14 protein-coding genes and 2 pseudogenes are annotated in these 17,007 nt (G+C 34.6%); 3 read left to right on the forward strand and 13 right to left on the reverse strand.

The annotated features are described in order from the left end of the window. Positions 1–88: 88 nt before the first annotated feature. The 7 genes and pseudogenes from JBKA6_RS00845 to JBKA6_RS08040 all read right to left on the reverse strand — a co-directional run. The gene (locus JBKA6_RS00845) at positions 89–3,274 is read right to left on the reverse strand and encodes a T9SS type B sorting domain-containing protein (protein WP_096684857.1); all 3,186 of its coding nucleotides are present in this window, start codon (positions 3,272–3,274) and stop codon (positions 89–91) included. 488 nt (positions 3,275–3,762) lie between these two features. After that, positions 3,763–4,689, reverse strand: coding sequence for an aspartate carbamoyltransferase catalytic subunit (locus JBKA6_RS00850; RefSeq protein WP_096684861.1), 927 nt, complete (start codon positions 4,687–4,689; stop codon positions 3,763–3,765). 3 nt (positions 4,690–4,692) lie between these two features. Beyond that, on the reverse strand, positions 4,693–5,232 hold the full coding sequence (pyrR, locus tag JBKA6_RS00855) for a bifunctional pyr operon transcriptional regulator/uracil phosphoribosyltransferase PyrR (RefSeq protein ID WP_096684865.1): 540 nt from the start codon (positions 5,230–5,232) through the stop codon (positions 4,693–4,695). Positions 5,233–5,298: 66 nt separating this feature from the next. Further along, on the reverse strand, positions 5,299–6,036 hold the full coding sequence (locus tag JBKA6_RS00860) for a rhomboid family intramembrane serine protease (protein WP_096684866.1): 738 nt from the start codon (positions 6,034–6,036) through the stop codon (positions 5,299–5,301). 1 nt (position 6,037) lies between these two features. Then, positions 6,038–7,888 carry a DNA mismatch repair endonuclease MutL gene (gene mutL / locus JBKA6_RS00865; RefSeq protein ID WP_096684868.1) on the reverse strand — a complete coding sequence of 617 codons (1,851 nt, stop codon included), beginning with the start codon at positions 7,886–7,888 and terminating at the stop codon, positions 6,038–6,040. Beyond that, complete coding sequence (locus JBKA6_RS00870; protein ID WP_096684871.1) at positions 7,876–8,169, reverse strand: hypothetical protein; 294 nt, start codon at positions 8,167–8,169, stop codon at positions 7,876–7,878. Before JBKA6_RS00870 ends, mutL begins: the two co-directional genes overlap by 13 nt. Before the next feature lie 43 nt (positions 8,170–8,212). Next, positions 8,213–8,510, reverse strand: a pseudogene (locus JBKA6_RS08040) (hypothetical protein); the annotation flags it as partial. A 174-nt stretch (positions 8,511–8,684) separates the two neighbouring features. Between JBKA6_RS08040 and tpx the strand changes: the two are divergent. Further along, positions 8,685–9,185, forward strand: coding sequence for a thiol peroxidase (gene tpx / locus JBKA6_RS00875; RefSeq protein ID WP_096684874.1), 501 nt, complete (start codon positions 8,685–8,687; stop codon positions 9,183–9,185). Positions 9,186–9,256: 71 nt separating this feature from the next. Then, positions 9,257–9,985: a 3'-5' exonuclease gene (locus JBKA6_RS00880; RefSeq protein WP_096684876.1), complete on the forward strand. Its 729-nt coding sequence runs from the start codon at positions 9,257–9,259 to the stop codon at positions 9,983–9,985. 243 nt (positions 9,986–10,228) lie between these two features. Here the strand turns inward: JBKA6_RS00880 and rplI are convergent, their stop codons facing one another. The 5 genes from rplI to JBKA6_RS00905 all read right to left on the reverse strand — a co-directional run bounded on the left by rplI (position 10,229) and on the right by JBKA6_RS00905 (position 13,015). Further along, positions 10,229–10,681: a 50S ribosomal protein L9 gene (gene rplI / locus JBKA6_RS00885; RefSeq protein WP_096684878.1), complete on the reverse strand. Its 453-nt coding sequence runs from the start codon at positions 10,679–10,681 to the stop codon at positions 10,229–10,231. A gap of 12 nt (positions 10,682–10,693) precedes the next feature. Continuing rightward, positions 10,694–10,981 carry a 30S ribosomal protein S18 gene (rpsR, locus tag JBKA6_RS00890; protein WP_096684880.1) on the reverse strand — a complete coding sequence of 96 codons (288 nt, stop codon included), beginning with the start codon at positions 10,979–10,981 and terminating at the stop codon, positions 10,694–10,696. Positions 10,982–10,983: 2 nt separating this feature from the next. After that, a complete protein-coding gene (rpsF, locus tag JBKA6_RS00895) occupies positions 10,984–11,334 on the reverse strand; it encodes a 30S ribosomal protein S6 (protein ID WP_096684882.1) in 351 nt (116 codons plus the stop codon). Positions 11,335–11,406: 72 nt separating this feature from the next. Further along, on the reverse strand, positions 11,407–12,222 hold the full coding sequence (locus JBKA6_RS00900) for an enoyl-ACP reductase FabI (protein ID WP_096684884.1): 816 nt from the start codon (positions 12,220–12,222) through the stop codon (positions 11,407–11,409). 7 nt (positions 12,223–12,229) lie between these two features. Then, a complete protein-coding gene (locus tag JBKA6_RS00905) occupies positions 12,230–13,015 on the reverse strand; it encodes a uroporphyrinogen-III synthase (RefSeq protein WP_096684886.1) in 786 nt (261 codons plus the stop codon). A gap of 175 nt (positions 13,016–13,190) precedes the next feature. Here JBKA6_RS00905 and JBKA6_RS00910 point away from each other — a divergent pair. Next, positions 13,191–13,884 (forward strand): annotated as a pseudogene (locus tag JBKA6_RS00910) (IS1595-like element ISIse1 family transposase). Positions 13,885–14,004: 120 nt separating this feature from the next. Here the strand turns inward: JBKA6_RS00910 and JBKA6_RS07430 are convergent. Beyond that, the gene (locus tag JBKA6_RS07430) at positions 14,005–16,947 is read right to left on the reverse strand and encodes a hypothetical protein (RefSeq protein WP_157776854.1); all 2,943 of its coding nucleotides are present in this window, start codon (positions 16,945–16,947) and stop codon (positions 14,005–14,007) included. Between the last annotated feature and the right edge of the window lie 60 nt (positions 16,948–17,007).

Consider the following 17,007-nt stretch of genomic DNA (forward strand, 5'->3'; position numbering starts at 1 on the left):
AACATTTCATAGGAAAGATTACTTATTATAAGTCCAAAAAAAATTAGCCAAAAAACTATGATTTGACAACCAGTCAGAAAAACACACATTATCTAAGAACTGTTATATAACCATTTATATCTGTGATCTTGCCATCCTTTGTTATTCTAAGAATGTAATAATACGTGCCTCCGTTTTTTCCTTCAAAAGACCAACTGTTGTCATAGTTCCTTTTTTCGTAAATCAAGCGACCTATCCTATCGTAGATGTAAAGAGTTATATGATCTTTTCTGTATTCTTCTGGAATACTCCAACTATCTTGATTGGTTAGTATATTAGTTAATCCGTTATCTACTATTACCTTACACACAACTCTCTTTCTACAGCCATATTCAGAAGTGATATCTACTATATACTCTCTGTCCTCATATACAGGATTGGTTTTGATACTATATGATCTTGCTCCTGTATTCCAAAAATGCTCTTTTCCACCATAAGCCACAAAAGATGTGTATTCTCCTCTTCTTAAATATCTCACTGGCTCATATACTCCCATATCCGATTCTTGTACTTCTAAATATTTACTCTTTATCTTGCATTTGGCTGTTTTGTGATCAAATACATAATGGTATTTTCCAAGTTCACCCGTTTTATATGTACTACTAGTCGCTCCAGGAATAGGCTCATTGTCTTTATACCATTGATATGTTCCATCTCCTTCTCCTATCATTGGATTTCCTGTTATGGTAACTTGTTTTTCTACCTCACACAAGAAACCAGAATGGGTGGCTGAGATAAGAGCTTCTAAACTTTTAGGCCTAACCTCAACAGCTGTAGACAGATTCGAACTACAGTTTCCATCTACATATGACACTTCATAGTCTCCAGAGCGGAATTCTTCTAATTCAAGTCTTTCTGTGTTCTCATTAGGTATCTCAACTTTATTTCTATACCATCTGTATTCTCCTCCAGAAAGATGGCTACTAGCAGTAGCCCTCAGAGTTGTAGCATAAGTTATCTTAGAATACAATATATCTGACTCTGCACATGTTGCTATTCTTGAGGACGTTAATGTTACGGCCGGGAATGTTCTTCTTCCATTAGTGACTTTTACTTGAGCCTCTTTACTGCAACCATTTTTGGTAACCATACTTACCATATAGGTTCCAGAGCCATTACCTGTGTCTCCTCCTACTACTAAGGAGCTAGTAGAGCTTAAAATTTCTTTATTAGCAGTATTAGAAGAACCATCATCATTCCTCTTTTCCCAAACATAATCTACTTCTTCTTTTACCGTTGTCTTTGCTTCTAACGTAAGAGGTTTACCACACATTATCTCAGGATTAGCTGGTTCTATAGTAGGATTTGGCATTTCTACTATATCTATAGGATTACTGTATGTTACACAGCCCTCAGGACCCAGTAATTCCGTTGTAACGTAATATCTACCTATTTCTGTAGGAGTAAAGATCTTGCCTGCAGCTACAAGAGTTCCGCCAACAACAGCAGCTTCTATATCTGCAGCCATCTTTTTCATGTCTTTATCAATAGATTCTTGATCTAATTTCAAACCCTTGGCTAAACCTGGGCTAACAGTAGAAACAACAGCGCCAGCACCTATTTTGGCAACTGCAGTAAATAACGAAACTAACATTAAGCCTGATCTACGAATATCAAGAGGTTTAGGCTTGGTAGGAGCAGGAGAAGGAGAAGGAGAAGGAGCAGGAGAAGGAGAAGGAGAAGGAGAAGGAGAAGGAGAAGGAGAAGGAGAAGGAGAAGAAGCAGAAGAAGCGGCAGGAGCATCCATTTTATACCATTTGAACTCACTTTCCGCAGCTGAAACAAAAGCCTCTCCATCAAAGCTCACACTTAGGGCATTATTTCTGTCGCATAAATAGTTGTTTCCTAACTTTGTACTAACCTTTAAATCTAAAGGCTCTAATATCTCTATCTCTTGGCTTTTTAGACCTGTACAATGTTGATCCCCTATATCTAACTCTAGCCTATATTTTCCAGGTTCAGTCACTTCTAGTGGGACGACTGTTTTACCTTCAATTTTGGTGCCATCTTTAAACCATTTTACATTTTTAATATCTGAGCTCCCTACCTTTACCCCTGTTTTTAACTCATTTTTATCTTCTGTTAAATCTGTAGCAGAAATTGTAATACTAGGTGTATTTTTAGTAAAAGGATTAGATTTACACAATCTGTTTTCTTTAGAACTGGTCTTTATCTCAATAGTTGGCTTTGAAAAATCAAAAGGTTTTTCAGGTTCTAAATTACTACAAACTACAGTGTCGCCTGGTTTTTTAATGGTTACCTTTACAGAAAATTTAGCAGTTCTACTGTTGGCAACATCACTTATCATATATTCTTTACTAGTTCCACTAGCGCTAATATCTGTGTCATCTTTTGTCCACTGATATGTAGCACTATATCCAGTTAGGATCTTATCAACTTCAGCAGTTAATTTTATTCCCGTATCACAACCTTTAGCGTCTACCGCAATGTCTACAGAGTACTCTTTTACTGTTACTGGATAAGATTTTGGAGAGTCACAATCAATCTCTGAGGTTTCAGATCTAACTATCTTATGAAGCACTTCATAAACTCCTTTATCTACTTGAATAGACTTATTGTCCCTATTTTCTATCTTTTGCCCATCTTTATACCATTCGTATGCTATTTCGCCTGAAAATTTAGTATCTTTTTCTGAGGATGTTAAAGTGGTCTTCTCATTAGGAGCAACATAAAGCTCCTTTCCTGTTGGAGCTGCTGCTGGTGTTATTTGTGTTCCTTCTTCTATGGAAGGCTGGGCTAGGTTTTCGATAATTTCAAATACACCATCGTAGTCCTTTGTTAAACCATCAGATTTTTTAGCGCCTGAACTTGCTAACTCTTCAATCTTCATCTTGTGTTTGCCTACAAGTAGTTCTGGAAAATTTATAGACTGTTTGTAAACAGTACTTCCCTTATCAAATCCTCTATGAGCATTTGATATGATAACTATTTCTTTGACATCTTCACTATCATCTTCTATCTCCCAACTCGATACTGCACTACTACCACCGCTAAGCTTAGCACTTTTAACAATTAATTTTCTAACACTTGAAAAGTTCCCTGTATATGTTATTTCAATAAAATAATAATTATCCGTTCTTCCTTGATCTATATTACATATTTTTTTTATAACTTTTCCAGTAGCATCTACTATTTCAAATTTTATAATTTGAGGGGAATTAGTAGTAACAATACTAGGACTCTTTACAGAGTAATAGAAGGAGGTATTAATCATAAAGCAAAGGCTACTAAAAAATAATAAGCACAATATGCTAAAAATCTGTTTCATAACTTAGGGTTTGCTAAAAAATTAGTATAGTAAAAATACTATTTTTTTCACCATACAAAAATGCTTTTTAACTGACTTGAATTAATGTTTTAGTTGGATATTTAACCTGGATTATTGGTAGTTATATAAATTTTTCAGGTTAAAAAGATTACTTCACTCAGTATTTTTATTCCTCACTTTTGGGATTTATCTAAAGTGGTTGATTTTGGAGTAAAGCCCCAAAAATTAACACTTTACTCCCAATATTGAAATATATCTATGAATAATCTGGCTTTAAACTCGCTTAAAGACTTGAAAAAAATAAGGTCTCTATCCCAATCAATACTAAATTTTGATTGTAAATTTTTAGCTTCAAGATAACTTTGAGAGGATTTTCTCTTATTGATTTGAGTAAATAAAAACACATTTGACAGAGTTAACTTTACAGTCTCTATCTAGGATAAACTCGGAGATAACAGATACATAACTGCCATTCTCACGGCTATACCATTTTCTACTTGTTCTAATATTATAGAATTATCAGAGTCGGCAACTTCACTACTTAGCTCCACTCCCCTATTTATAGGACCAGGATGCATAATAGTAATCTTTTTATTTAGAGAATCTAACAACTCCATATCTATGCTATAGGATTTGATATATTCCCTTAAAGATGGTATAAATGCCGTATTCTGACGCTCATTTTGTATGCGCAAAACATTGGCTACATCACACCATTCTAAAGCTCTTTTTAAATTGTACTCTACCTTGACTCCTAATTCTTCAATATACTTGGGAATAAGAGTTATAGGGCCGCATACCATCACTTCTGCGCCTTGCAGCCTCATAGCGAAAATATTTGATAACGCAACTCTAGAATGCATAATATCTCCTACTATCACGACCTTCAACCCTTTTAAATCTCCAAATTTCTCCCTTATAGAATAGGAATCTAAAAGAGCCTGAGTGGGATGCTCATGGGTTCCATCTCCTGCATTTATAATACTCGCCTTTACGTGTTTCTGTAGAAACTTAGCAGCTCCAGCACTAGGATGTCTCATAACTATCATATCTACTTTCATAGATAATATGTTGTTGACCGTGTCGACCAAAGTCTCTCCCTTCTTGACAGAAGAAGAAGAAGCCGAAAAATTTATCACATCAGCAGACAACCTCTTTTCAGCTAATTCAAAAGACAATCTAGTTCTAGTGCTATTTTCAAAAAATAAATTCGCTATAGTTATATCTCTCAGTGTTGGAACTTTCTTTATAGGCCTATTTATTACCTCTTTAAAATTATCAGTCACTTGGAATATCAAATCTATATCCTCCTTTGTGATATCCTTTATTCCGAGTAAATTGCTCGTGCTCAAATGCTTCATAATCTAATTATCAACTAAAAAAACACCTTCTTCACCATGAGTCTCTTCCCACTTTACAACTACCCTCTCCGTATTAAAAGAATCTACTTCCTTTCCCTTATAATCAGCTTGTATGGGTGTATCCCTACTAAAACGCCTGTCTATCAATGTAAGTAACTCTATTTTCAAGGGCCTTCCAAAAGAATTTATAGCCGCAAAAGCAGAACAAACACTTCTCCCAGAGTATAAAACGTCATCTATCAGTATTATTTTCTTGCCATCAACTAAAAAATCTATAGACGTCTTACTCACCTTTAAAGAATCTTTTTTTATTCTAAAATCATCTCTAAAAAAAGTAATATCTAAGAATCCTAATTTAATATCCTCAACATTTAAAATACTAGATACTAGACTGTAAATCTTTTTAGCGACTGAAACTCCCCTAGGCTGAATACCTATTATAGCACTATGGGAAAAATCTCCGTGATTCTCTATCAACTGATAGGCTAACCGCTCTAAAGTCACATATAATTCCCTATGGTTGAGCAATGTTTTTTCTTTCATACTTAAAACATATAAAATGATTTATGAGTTTAGAAATAAAATAAATTTCTGCCTCCATAAAAAATATCACATCATATTTCCTTTAGCCTTCCAGTATTTAATAAGCACAAAACCAAAGACCATCCCACCTAAATGAGCAAAATTCGCTACGTTGCCTCCCGTTAAAGTCAAGCCTCTAATCAACTCCATAGATCCTATAATTATCACAAAATACTTAGTGCGAATAGGAATTATGAAATAAACATATATATACTGATTTGGAAACATCATACCAAAAGCTAACAATATTCCAAAAACAGCTCCAGAGGCCCCTACCGTAGGAGTATTTAATGCTAAATTGGCATTTGCCAAAATATGACTAGACCAGTTTTTACCCTCTCCCAAAATCCTAGCTCCCTCACTGTACAACATATTTAATTCCTCAGATGACAACTGTGTGCTAAGACTGCTAAACTCTATATGTTTTGCCAAGACATGTAATATTCCACCACCCAAACCCGTGATTAAATAGTACATTAAAAATCTCTTTGAACCCCATATGTTTTCTAGAGTATTTCCCAACATCCAAAGCATAAACATATTGATCAGTATGTGCTCAAACCCGCCGTGCATAAAAATATAACTGATGAACTGTATAGGCTCAAACATAGGACTCTCAGGAATATACAACCCTAAAATCCTATTTAGATCAAGCCCCATACCCTTAAGAGAAAAAGTCAAAAGAAACATCAACCCATTTATGATAATGAGATTTTTTATCACAGGAGGAAAAGAACTGAAACTACCAGGACTAGTGTAATTCATACTAATTAAATTTTTTATCTATATCTGAAATATTCAAGGTTATAAAAGTAGTCTTTCCAAATGGACACAACATAGGAGTATTACATGCAAATAACTGATCTATCAAACAAACCATAGTCTCCTTATCTAAGGATTGTCCAGTTTTTACAGCTAAGTTTTTCACAATAGATTTTATCATCATATCCTGTTTATTATTAGCTATTTCTCTATCTAACTTAAAGTTTTCGATAATATCCTCTATAATACCCTTTACCTCCTTGGCATCAACATAAGGAGGAAGGCCTTTTACAGATATGGTATTTATATCACTATCTAACCCATCTATTTCAAATCCCATATTTTTCAAATTTTCATATATCTCCTTTAAGAATATGATGTCATCTTTATTGAGAGCTATATCTATGCCAAATAATAACTTCTGTGAAACTATCTGATTTAGTTTTACAGGAGATTTATATTTTTCGTACAGTATTCTCTGATGTGCTCTATTTTGATGTATTAGTATAACACCTGATTTTTTATGCGACAAAATGTATTTGCCATGTATACTATAAGGTGAGATATCGTTGTACTCTTTTCTCTCAAATAGAGAATCTTGAACATCCTTTTTTTCTATTATCAGAGAAGAGTATGGCTCTGAGCTGTCCAAATCACTTTTTATTTCATTAGAAACATTTATGTTTTCTGTATTTTCATAAATACCTTCCCACTGAGGTTTTTGACTATACTCTTTGGTAAAGGGATTAAAATTGCGATCTACTTTTACACTAGCACTAGATGCTTTAAAAACATTTTTCTTTTGATAATTTTTATCATCTGGAATATCAAACAAACTGGTGTTTTCAAAATTTATAGTACTAGTTATATTGTATTGTCCCAATGCTTTTTTTACCACAGATTTTATCAAAGCATATATATACGAATCGTTTTCAAACTTTATCTCGGTTTTTGAAGGGTGTATATTTACATCTATCTGAGAGGGATCTATATCCATATAGATGAAATAAGAAGGGTGATAACCACTGAGTAGCAATCCCTCAAAAGAACTATTTATAGCGTGATTTATATAAGAACTCCTTATAAAACGATTATTGACAAAGAAAAATTGTTCCCCTCTAGTTTTTTTTGCCAAACTGGGTTTACCTATAAAACCATATATGTGTATATCGGGAGATTCTTCTTCTATTCTGACTAGGCTATCATCACTTTTCTTGCCAAACAGAGATATTATACGCTTTTTTAGATTGGTGGAATTTAGATTATAAATATCACTGTTATTATGAGAAAGAGTAAAGGATATCTCAGGGTGAGATAATACCACACGTTGAAATTCATCTATTATGTGTTTTAGCTCTATCTTGTCTGATTTGAGGAATTTCCTTCTAGCTGGAATATTGAAAAATATATTTTTAACACCTATGGATGTGCCTCTACTTAGAACTATCTCTTCTTGGGATAATACCTCCCCCTTCTCGACTTTTAACTCAACGCCCAATTCTGCACTTTCAAATTTAGTCTTCATCTCAACATGAGATACCGACGCTATAGAAGCCAATGCTTCCCCTCTAAATCCCTTGGTCTTGAGTTTAAATAAATCATCGGCACACCTTATCTTAGAAGTAGCATGCCTTTTAAATGACATACGAGCATCGTTAGGACTCATCCCCACTCCGTCATCTATTACCTTTATCAGCTTTTTGCCAGCGTCTTGCAATATGAGATTAATAGATGTAGACTGAGCATCTACAGAATTCTCCAATAATTCTTTAACTACCGAAGATGGCCTTTGTACTACCTCTCCAGCTGCTATCTGATTTGCGATGCGATCTGGTAATAATTCTATGATATCCATTTTAATATCTCAACAGCGTTGAACTCAACAATAATGTATATCAAATAAAAAAGTATGAGTAAAATTACTAAAAGTCTAGCATAAGCCTTCTTAGATTCTTTAGAATACATAGATACTCTACTGCGTTTATTCCATTCTGACCTAATATTTTCCCTGGTTAAATAGTTTCTATCTTTGTTTTTAGTCTTTGATTGTTCTATATCTTCTTTAATCTTACTATAGAACCTAGGGCGAAAATTAAATGTCTTATTTTTGGATAATTTAGAAAACACAAATTTCATTTCTAATCTCTTTATATGAACCAAACTCTAAATAATTTAAGGCTCAAGATATCTTAAGGGATTTTTTTCTTAGCCATTCTAGCAAATAAAAATACAAATTTTCATTGCGATAATTAAATCCCATTCACACTCTTTTAGGTGATAAATTGTACTTTTTTTTACACACTCTATTCCCTATAATAGGCATTATTGATCATGAAAAGTTTTTCACAATTTGTATAAACTTTTCTATTTTTAACACACTGAATACTCAAACTTTTCCTCCTGATACACGTCCTCTTTTTTCCTCGAACTCGTTTAGCTCCAAAATAACTATCATCTAATTCTATTTCCCCTTGATTAATTATATGTTTTATATAGCTAGCTATAGTTCAATTATTTTGGAAGGCAAATGTACAAATAATTTATTCCCTCTATTTTTCCATGAGTACAACAAAAAAAACCTCTTAAATTAAGAAATTATTTTTCACTAAATTGCCCCGTCTTTTGAATAAACTTTTTTTAAAAAAATTAAAATGCAAAATATTACACTAAAAGGAAAGCCAGTAACTGTAAGTGGAACTTTACCAAAAGTAGGATCCCCTGCACCTAATTTTACATTAGTCGCTAACGATTTATCAGAAGTACAATTAAATACTTTCGATGGTAACGATATAATTTTAAATGTATTTCCCAGTATAGATACAGCTACTTGCGCTCTATCTGTAAAACAATTTAATCAAAAAGCTGCTAGCCTATCTGAAAATATAAAAGTGCTTTGCATCTCTAGGGATCTACCATTTGCTCAAAGTCGTTTTTGTGGGGCACAGGATATAAAAAATGTGATTTCCCTATCCGATTTTAGAACTGGAAATTTTGGTAATTCTTACGGCCTTAACATAAGCTCTGGACCTCTGTCTGGTCTTTTGGCTAGAGCAGTTGTTTTAATAGATAAAAATGGAACTATAAAGTATACTGAATTGGTAAGTGAAGTATCAAATGAACCTAACTACGAAGAAGTATTCAAATACCTATAAAATATAATATTATAAAATTTTACAACTGCTAATATCCAGAATTAACAAGTAAAATTGTGTAATTCACAAATATGGATTTTAAAAACTATGATAAAAACATCTTATTCATAGACATAGAGACCGTCTCTCAAGAAAAAGATTGGGGATCTCTATGTTCATACAAACAAAGATTATTTGACAAAAAGACTCAGTATGCCAGAAAGGATGATACTAGCCCTGAAGAATTCTATAAAAATGCTGGCATTTGGGCTGAATTTGGAAAAATTGTTTGTATTTCCGTAGCTTTTTTTAGATGTAATAAGCCCAATGAAAACGAGAGACAGTTGCGCGTAAAATCTTTCTTCGGCTATAATGAGCGAGATATTTTGTTAGAATTCAAAGAACTATTAGATAATCACCACAGTGGCAGGAAATGTCTGCTCTGCGCACATAATGGAAAAGAGTTTGATTTTCCTTATATAGCTCGAAGAATGATAATACTTCAGATTAAACTGCCAGATATACTAAATCTCTCAGGAAAAAAACCTTGGGAAATAGCACATATAGACACCATGGAAATGTGGAAGTTTGGAGATTACAAACACTTTACTTCCTTAGAACTACTAGCCTCTATCTTAAATATACCCACTCCTAAAGATGATATCGATGGAAGCCAGGTAGCCTCTATTTTTTATGAAGAAAAAAATATCAAACGCATTGCAAGATACTGTGAAAAGGATACTGTAACAGTAGCCCAACTCTTTTTACGTTTCAAAAACGAACCCTTACTAAATGAAGATGAAATAATCACTATTAAATAACTACTTTAATTACTATAGAAATATAGCTCTATAATACTGAGCAACTTTGGATAAAAAAACAAATTCAATAGTTTTCCTATAATGAGTAATATCAAAATTTTTATTGATCGTCTTAATTCTTTAGGAGCATATAAAACAAATTTCCCCATCGCTTCTGCGATGGGGAAATTCTATATAACGGTGAGGTGTTTAAGAGTTAAAACAAAGATTTGTTACTCTTAATAAATTTCTCTTTTAGTTTTTTTATTTTTCAGCCAAAACCTCAAAAGAAATATCTACTATAACATCCCTGTGAAATCTCAATTTAGCTTCGTATTTGCCAACAGTTTTTATAAGACCTGAACCGAATATTTGAACAAATTTTTTATCTAAATCTACTCCCTCTTTAGAAAGAGCAGAAGATAATTCTGCAGAAGATATAGATCCGAATAATTTACCTAACTTGCTCACCTTAGCAGATATTTTTATATCCAAATCCTTAGCCTTATTAGCCATCTCCCTAGCCGCCTCTACAATCTTAGACTCCTTAAATCGTCTTTGCTTGAGAGTTTCCTCAAGCATCTTCTTAGCTGAAGGCGAAGCTAAAACAGCAAACTTCTTAGGTATTAGAAAATTACGAGCATAACCAGGCTTTACGCTTACTAAGTCATCTTTAAAGCCTAATTTCTCTACGTCTGTTTTTAATATAACTTCCATAATAGCACCAAATTATTTTAACATATCCCCAACATAAGGCAAAAGAGAAAGAAATCTAGCTCTCTTTACAGCCCTCGAAACTCTCCTCTGGAACTTTAAAGAATTTCCTGTTAGCCTGCGAGGCAAAATTTTACCTTGCTCATTCAAAAATTTCATAAGAAAATCAGGATCTTTATAATCTATGTACTTGATTCCCATCTTCTTAAAACGACAGTACATTTTCCTATCCCTAACCCCTATAGATAAAGGGGTCAGATACCTAACATCTTTGTTATTCGCGTATTTATTAAATCCACTCATTATTATTGTTTGTTTTCAGTAACAGACTTTAATTTATTTCTTCTTTGCTCTGCATAATCCAAAGCGTGCTTATCTAAAGAGACGGTCAAAAAACGCATAATGTGCTCGTTTCTTCTAAACTCCAATTCAAGATCCGAAACTAAATCTCCTTCTCCTTGAAATTGTATCAAATTATAAAAACCCGTCTTTTTATTCTGTATTTGATAGGCTAACTTTTTCAATCCCCATTTTTCTATAGAGATTATCTCAGCTCCACGAGATTCTAAATAACTCTTGTATTGACGAACAGATTCATCAACCTGAACATCAGATAAAACGGGATTATAAATGAAAACAGTTTCATAACATTTCATCATCTAAATATATTTTAATTTTGCAGAAAACAAAGTCGACAAATTTAGCGTTTTTTTCAACATTGGCGCTTTTTATTTTTCCGAAAAGTGTTCCATAACTCGCTCACTTATACCAACACTAGAAAATCCACCATCGTGAAATAAATTTTGCATAGTCACTTTCCTAGTCAAATCCGAAAACAAAGTAATGACATAAAGTGCACAATCATGAGCCGTAGCATTGCCAAGGGGAGACATCCTTTCAGCATAATTGATAAAGCCATCGAATCCCTTTATCCCCTTACCAGCAGTAGTAGGAGTAGGAGACTGCGAAATAGTATTGACCCTAATATTCTTTTTAACTCCCCAATGATAACCAAAACTCCTAGCTATGGATTCTAAATAAGCTTTACTATCTGCCATCTCACCGTAATCTGGAAAAACTCTTTGAGCTGCAACGTATGATAGAGCCACCACAGACCCCCATTCATTAACAACATCTAAATTCATAGCTGTTTGCATCAATTTATGAAAAGACATAGCAGATATATCTAAGCCTTTGGCCATCCATTCATAATTAGAATTTGTATAGTGATAGCCCTTTCTAATATTCAAGGACATACCAACAGAATGCAATATGAAATCTATCTTTCCACCTAAGACATCAACAGATTTTTTAAGTAAATTTTCCAAATCTTCCAAAGAGGTTATATCGGCAGGTATAATTTGAGAATTTGTCTTCTCAGCTAATTGGTTAATAGCACCCATTCTAATTGCCACTGGAGCATTAGTCAACACTATAGTAGCCCCTTCGGAATAAGCCTGTTCGGCTACCTTCCAAGCTATAGATTCGCTGTCTAGTGCTCCAAAAATAATACCCCTTTTCCCCTTTAAAAGATTGTAACTCATTACTATTTTATTTTTTATTAGATAACTCTACGTACTTCTCTATATTCATAATCATAGAAGTAGACTCGACAGTAGGAGCCTTAATATCACATATCAATCCTCTTCTCTCGACCGCCTCTAAAGTACTAGAACCATAAACTGCTATACGAGTATCGTTTTGTTTAAACTCTGGAAAATTATCAAACAGTGACTTTATACCCAGCGGACTAAAAAATACTAACATATCGTATGAAACATCCTTTAAATTAGATAGATCAGAACTAACAGTTTTGTACATACACGACCTGGTCCAATTTATTCCCAATTTATTCAAACAATCAACAGTGGTAGAATTCAGTATATCCGAAGAAGGAAGTAAAAACTTCTCTTTAGAATGCTTTTTTAAATAGCCAGCCATGTCTTGAATAGTTTTTTTGCCTATAAAAACATTCCTTTTTTTATAATCTATATATATCTGTAAATAGTTTGCTAGAACTTCGAATTGACAGAAATATTTAAACCCTTTAGGGTCGAATCGCATTTCGTTTGCTACTCTAAAAAAATTATCTATCGCATTTTTACTGGTAAAGATAACCGAAGTGAAATTACTTAAATTTAATTTCTCTTCCTTTCTCAATGTCAACTCTGGAACCCCTTCAACCTCTATGAAAGGAATAAAATCTATTTTTATATTGTAATTATTTGTCAGATTGTCATAGGGAGAAGTGCCGTTAGCCTTCTCTGGCTGAGAAACAAGTATAGATCTAACCCGCTTACAACGATCACTATCTAACGTTTTAGTGTTATAATTCATGAGAAAATCTTATTTTGTAAGAGACCGCAAATTTAGAAAAAAATACTTATCAAGATTTAACTCAAATCTTTATCATTTCGGCCTCACAAACTATAAAGCTGAGTTCCCTTAATTTTTTGGTTAAAAGTTAAGGTTCAAGACAACTTAAGGTAAATTTACATGCGTGTAACCCCTTATGTTATCTATGAAAAACAAGTATATAATTCGTTCAAGAATTTCTGAGGCAAAATTCAGGTCTATTTTACGGTTATTTTGCCTAGATATTGAAGCGAAAAAAGTTAGTAAATTGACTAATGTAAGTCGTTATACTATCAACAAAATTTTTGACAAATTACGTTTGTTAATTGTTCAAAAATGCGAAGAAGAAAGTCCCTTTAATCAAGGGGAAATAGAATTAGATGAGAGTTATTTTGGAGCTAAACGAGTTAGGGGAAAAAGGGGACGAGGATCAGGAGGAAAAGTTCCAGTATTTGGTATGTTAAAGAGAGAGGGTAAAGTTTATACACAAATTGTAAAAAAACTGCTCATCATCAGTAATAATGCCTATTATAGAGAGCAGAGCAAGTAAAGAAAGTACAATTTATACTGATGGATTTAAGTCTTATGACGGCTTGGTAAACTATGGTTATAAGAGGCATTATAGAGTAAAACATAGTGAAAATGAATTTGCTAAAGGAGTAAATCACATTAATGGAATTGAGAATTTTTGGGGACTATGTAAAGTTCGATTATCCAGGTTTAGAGGAGTCCATAAGCACAAGTTTTATTATCATCTAAAAGAGTGTGAATTGAGGTTTAATTATCGAAATGAAAATTTGTATTTTTGTATGTTAAAATGGATAAGAAAAAATCCCCTTAAGTTGTCTTGAACCAAAGTTAAATAATAGATTAACCATTCCAACCTTTCGCTTAAATAAAAACCCTTTACAGTTTTTTTTACTGTAGCGGGTTTTTAAAGTTTTTTCCAGTTTAGAAGCTTTTCTATTTAACTAGGCAGCAGCAGTGACAACGTCAAAAGCTTTTTTAGCAGCGTCAGCTGCTTTATCAGCAGCATCAACAGCTTTTTTAGCTGCTTCAACAGCATTATCAGCAGCGCTCTTAGCATTATCAGCAGCACTTTTAGCTTCATTAGCCTTTTGAACAGCAGTATTAGCATCTTGAACAGCCGCGGCAGCTTTTTCAGTAGCAGTTTTAACCGCATCAGCCAAATCAGGTTTAACGGCCTCAATAGCAGTCTTAGCACTATCAATAGCAGTTTTAGCATCATCAGCAGCTTGCTTAGCTTCATCAGCTTTAGTAACAGCAGTCTGAGCAGCTGACTTAGCGGCATCAGCAGCGCTCTTAGCATTATCAGCAGCAGACTGAGCATCTTTAGCGGCTTCAACAGCAGCCTGAGCCTCAGTAGCCGTAGCCGTATTAACGGCTGTTTCAGCCTTTTGAAGAGCAGTTTGAGCAGCAGACTGAGCTGTATCAGCTAGATTCTTAGCAGTATCAGCAGCAGTATGAGCTAATCCCGCCTTAGTAGCCGCAGTTTCAGCAGCAACCTGAGCAACAGTAGCTTTTTCAACAGCAGCAGTAGCCTTGGTCTTAGCATCATCAGCATCATCTATAGAAGAAGCTAAAGCATTAACAGCTGTAACAACTTGAGTAGCAGCATCCTTAACTTTTTCAGCTTCAGTAACAGCAGTATTAGCTGCAGTTTGAGTTTTCCCAGCCTCAGCAGCAGAAGTCTGAACAGCAATTTTAGAAGCCTCAGCAGCTTCCTTAGAAGCCTGGGCTGTAGCCTGAGCAACAGCTAAAAGAACCTTTTTAAGAGCTGCTTCAGCTTCACCTTTAGCAGTCTCAGCTTTAGTTTTAGCTTCTTCAGCAGCATCTTTAGCGGCTTCAGCAGCTTTCTGAGCGGCAACAGCCTTAGCCGCTTCAGCAACGGCGGTCTTAGCATATCCAATAGCTTCAACAGTATTAGCTTCTCCAACATTAGCAAGAGCAGCCTCGGCAGCAGTTTTAGCCGCATTAGCATTATCAGCAGCAGCCTTCGCCTTTTGGGCCTCAGCAGCAGCTTTTCCAGCCTCAGAAGTGGCGGTATCAGCAGCAATCTTAGCTTTTGCAGCCTCAGAAGTAGCGACAGCAACAGCAGTGCTAAGAGTAGCGTCAGCTATAGAGGCAGCTAAGGCTTTAGCGTCATTCATAGCTTTATCAGCAGCAGCCTTAGCTGCTTGAGCTTCAGTATCAGCAGTGTCAGCAGTATTCTTAGCCTCTCCAGCCTTATCAGAAGCGGCTTTAGCTTCTTTAGCCTTAGCATCAGCAATCTCAGCGGCTTTCTGAGAAATAACTTTAATAGTCTCAGCAGCTACTCTAATAGCCTCATTAGAAGTAGACTCAGCGGCAGTAGCAGTTTGAACAGCTTCGTTAGCCTTAGAAACTGCCTCATTTGCGGTCTGAGCAGCAGTATTAGTTTCTCCAGATTTAGCAGTAATAGCCTCAACAGCGCTCTTAGCAGCTTTAGCATCAGTATCAGCTTGTTCAGCAACAGTTTTAGCAGCTTGAGCTTCTCCTTTAGCAGTCTCAGCATCTTGCTTAGCTTTTTCAGCAGCTTCAAGAATAGCAGATAGAGGATTAACATCTACATTGATAGCAACGCTATTTTTAGCTTCTGTAGCTTTCTGAGAAGCAGTATCAGCAGCAGATTTAGCTTGTTCAGCTTTTTGCTTAGCCGAATTAGCAGCAGCTAATGCATCAGTAGCAGCTTTTTGAGCTGCAGCAACTTTGGCATTCTCAGCATCCTGCTTAGCTTTTTCAGCAGCAATCTTAGCAGCATCAGCATCTTGCTTAGATTTTTCAGCTTTAGCAGCAACTTCAGTAACCTTTTCTTTAAGAGCACTAATGCTGGATGTTTCAGCACTGTTAATAGCAGTATCAGCAGTAGCTTCAGCATCAGTAGCAGCTCTAATAGCTTCATCAGCAGTTGTTTTAGCAGCTTCATCATTAACAGCAGTAGCAGTAGCTTTAGCTTCAGTAGCGATTCCCTTAGCTTCCTCAGCTTTAGCCTTAGATTCAGCGATAGAAGATTTAAGTTCTTCTCTAACTTTTGCATCAGACCTTTTGTAAATAATTGTTTTATAATTTTTTACAAAAGTTTCTCCCTCTATCTCATATGTAATTGGAATAATAGACTCATAAGTATTTAGATCATCTCCACTTTCTCCTTTCTTACTAAAAGAAACCGTAGTTGGAATAGTTGGAGAAGGAATCTCCTTATAAATATCTTCACCATCTTCTGCAGTTATCCGAGTTAAACTCACTTTTATACCCAATGTAATCTCATCTTCACTAATGTCATTTTTTAGATTTGGGGCTTGTAAAGAACCAAATGTTATTGTCTGCTTTAAATCATCAACAGCTGGACTAGTAGAATCAGTTAAAAGTTTGTCATTATTACTTTCAACAGTAATTGAAGTCTCAGCAGCATTAACACTATCAGGAGCTCTAACGGCAATAACTCTGTATTTTTTAATCGACTGATCTTCATCGGACTTAACTGTGTATTCTACACCTGATTGAGAAAAATCAAAGTTTCCTTCAACCATACTAATATTACCTAACTGCTGAGGAAAACCACTCTCAGGACTTATAGTAGTATTTTCAGATGTTGTAATCGTAGGAGTAAATTCTTTAGTTTCAGATTTTACACCATTAGGCAATAGTAAAATATATACTTTTTGTCCATTGGATTCAACGACTTGAGCCTCTATATCATCAGCTCCTATTTTTTCTTCGTTATTAGATGGTTCTAGTTTAAAACTCTTTATCTCTTTAGGAATTGCACTTTCAAGATTCTCATCTTCAGGAATTACTTTATTCTTCTCACACGAAACAATAAGAAGAAAGGACGATAGAAATAACAATACCTCTTTTAGATTATTTTTTTTCATAATTCAATAATTAATACGTTAAACTTCAACAATTGAAATCTCAATGACTTCAACACAGCA

Source organism: Ichthyobacterium seriolicida (genome assembly GCF_002369955.1).
GTDB lineage: Bacteria > Bacteroidota > Bacteroidia > Flavobacteriales > Ichthyobacteriaceae > Ichthyobacterium > Ichthyobacterium seriolicida.

Excerpts from the sequence above, each read along its gene's own strand:
- JBKA6_RS00905 (WP_096684886.1), bottom strand. The coding sequence starts at position 13,015 with ATGAATTATAACACTAAAACGTTAGATAGTGATCGTTGTAAGCGGGTT.
- JBKA6_RS00900 (WP_096684884.1), bottom strand. The coding sequence starts at position 12,222 with ATGAGTTACAATCTTTTAAAGGGGAAAAGGGGTATTATTTTTGGAGCA.
- tpx (WP_096684874.1), top strand. The coding sequence starts at position 8,685 with ATGCAAAATATTACACTAAAAGGAAAGCCAGTAACTGTAAGTGGAACT.
- mutL (WP_096684868.1), bottom strand. The coding sequence starts at position 7,888 with ATGGATATCATAGAATTATTACCAGATCGCATCGCAAATCAGATAGCA.
- pyrR (WP_096684865.1), bottom strand. The coding sequence starts at position 5,232 with ATGAAAGAAAAAACATTGCTCAACCATAGGGAATTATATGTGACTTTA.
- JBKA6_RS00870 (WP_096684871.1), bottom strand. The coding sequence starts at position 8,169 with ATGAAATTTGTGTTTTCTAAATTATCCAAAAATAAGACATTTAATTTT.
- JBKA6_RS00880 (WP_096684876.1), top strand. The coding sequence starts at position 9,257 with ATGGATTTTAAAAACTATGATAAAAACATCTTATTCATAGACATAGAG.
- rpsR (WP_096684880.1), bottom strand. The coding sequence starts at position 10,981 with ATGAGTGGATTTAATAAATACGCGAATAACAAAGATGTTAGGTATCTG.
- JBKA6_RS00860 (WP_096684866.1), bottom strand. The coding sequence starts at position 6,036 with ATGAATTACACTAGTCCTGGTAGTTTCAGTTCTTTTCCTCCTGTGATA.
- JBKA6_RS00845 (WP_096684857.1), bottom strand. The coding sequence starts at position 3,274 with ATGATTAATACCTCCTTCTATTACTCTGTAAAGAGTCCTAGTATTGTT.
- JBKA6_RS07430 (WP_157776854.1), bottom strand. The coding sequence starts at position 16,947 with ATGAAAAAAAATAATCTAAAAGAGGTATTGTTATTTCTATCGTCCTTT.
- rpsF (WP_096684882.1), bottom strand. The coding sequence starts at position 11,334 with ATGAAATGTTATGAAACTGTTTTCATTTATAATCCCGTTTTATCTGAT.
- JBKA6_RS00850 (WP_096684861.1), bottom strand. The coding sequence starts at position 4,689 with ATGAAGCATTTGAGCACGAGCAATTTACTCGGAATAAAGGATATCACA.
- rplI (WP_096684878.1), bottom strand. The coding sequence starts at position 10,681 with ATGGAAGTTATATTAAAAACAGACGTAGAGAAATTAGGCTTTAAAGAT.